A 1,994-nucleotide genomic window follows, 5' to 3' on the forward strand; every position below is an offset into this window, starting at 1 on the left:
ATCGAGTAGACTGCCCTGCCGGTGTCGCCCGGCAGGGAGAGCCTCTCACACCACTGTACGTACGGGTCACGTATACAGCGGTTCGTTAAGATATGGGGTAATAGATTGATAAATAGGAAACATTGCTTCATACCCTCTTTTCCGTAGTCGTGCCATTGTGATGGTTGTCGTTAGTATAGGGCTTCGGGCTGTCGCCCACCCTCCCATTCTTGTTTGACTCCAGTTTTGAGCGTTATGAGGTTTTACCCCTAGTCGAAGCAAATTCTTCCGACGACGGGATGGTTTCTTCCAGTCATGCCAGATGCAGTAGCGCAGGCGACTTCGCACCCATTTGTCGAGTTTCTTTAGTTGCCAGTTCATATGGGCTAAACCAAAGTACTGTACCCAGCCACGTTGAACCTCTTTCAGTTTCCTTACTCGAGTGTCAAAACTATAAGGAGTGGTTTTGCGAGTGATTTCTTTCAACTTATGCTTTAAGGGCTTCCATTTCTTATTGCTAACAATAAGTTGGTATTGCCATGGAGCAGATGACTCTTTCAATCGTTCAAATCCATATCCTAATATCGTAAACTCTTCGGGGCGACGAATACCGCTTTTCTCTCGATTAATGGGAAGATGAAGTTTATCCTTAAGATAGAGATAAATCTGATTCCCCACATCGCGAGCAGTTTGTTCTTCCCTACAATAGATACTAAAGTCGTCCGCATAGCGGACGTACTTCACGCTCATTTTCTCCATTTCCTTATCCAACTCGTTTAGCAGGATATTAGACAGTATGGGGCTTAACGGTGAACCTTGGGGAACTCCTTTACGCCGCTTTGTCAATCTCCCTTGGATTTGAATAGGAGCACGAAGCCACTTACGGATTAATCGAAGCGTTGTACCACATTTAATCCTACGGTAAAGAATCTGCAATAGCAGGCAATGGTCGACCTCGTCGAAGAAGTTCTTCAAGTCTATATCTACCACCCAGTTATTGCCACCGTTAATGTATTCCTGTGAGCGGAGGACTGCTTGGTGAGCTTTACGGTTGGGACGAAAACCATAGCTGTAATCTTCAAACGAAGTGTCATAATAGTTACAGAGTATTTGTCCGACAGCTTGTTGGAGCATTCTGTCAATTACCACAGGAACTCCCAACAGGCGAACATCCCCGTTACTTTTAGGTATCTCAATTCCCAAGATAGGATGAGGGAGATATTTATCCTCACGTATCAAGGTTTCCAGCGATTGCCTGTTAACGGATAAGTACTCTTTTAACTCGTCTACTGACATACCATCTACCCCACTTGCACCTTTGTTGCGTACTACTTGGTAGTAAGCACGCATTAGATTACGGGGGTGCAATACTGATTCAATCATGCTGCTTCTACTTTTCTTTTTTACCATTTATAAGTCTTTACCCTGTCAACCCTACTGTTGGCTATCCTAGATAGGAGTCCAGACCGTATTCGTGACATCTTAACGTTCAGTCCTTCATTGTTCTGTGAGGCTTCCGCCATGCCAGTTTTCATTCACCTGGGCGGCTCGTTTCCACAACTAATATGACATCTGCTGACTTCTCACCAGTCAACTCGTGATAGGTGAGACCTCCCCCGGTAAGAGCTTTTCCCTTCCTCCAATCACTGCGGAATCTACTTTGTATCCTGAGATAATGGGCGTTACGTGGCTACGAACGCTTGCCCGGATAGTCCAGCCTCTTATTCCGTTTCTGTTCGTCAGTACCGGATTTTGCAGTCCCGCTTCCTTCAGTGAATACCTCACGATAAACCACCTTGCGACTTGCTAATGCTTCAAAATTATCTCTACGCATAAGGGACTTTCACCCTCTGGGAAAATATACTTGAATGCAAAGCTTGTTTAACACAAATCATTTGTATATTTGCGGCTTTTTAATAGCTTGCACGCAAGTGCGCGCTGCTCATGCGGGGCGCACGTAGCCCGTTGCTTTAGCTTCGGGTTAATGATGCGCCTATGTACAAGCGTGCCAAAGG

1 protein-coding gene is annotated in these 1,994 nt (G+C 45.5%); it reads right to left on the reverse strand.

What is annotated here, in order from left to right; all coding sequences use genetic code 11:
* Nucleotides 1-66: 66 nt before the first annotated feature.
* Nucleotides 67-1,362: a group II intron reverse transcriptase/maturase gene (gene ltrA / locus D0T85_RS21890; RefSeq protein WP_163215654.1), complete on the reverse strand. Its 1,296-nt coding sequence runs from the start codon at nt 1,360-1,362 to the stop codon at nt 67-69.
* Nucleotides 1,363-1,994 lie beyond the last annotated feature (632 nt).

The sequence above is a fragment of the Bacteroides sp. 519 genome (assembly GCF_010500955.1).
In the GTDB taxonomy this organism is placed as follows: domain Bacteria; phylum Bacteroidota; class Bacteroidia; order Bacteroidales; family Bacteroidaceae; genus Bacteroides.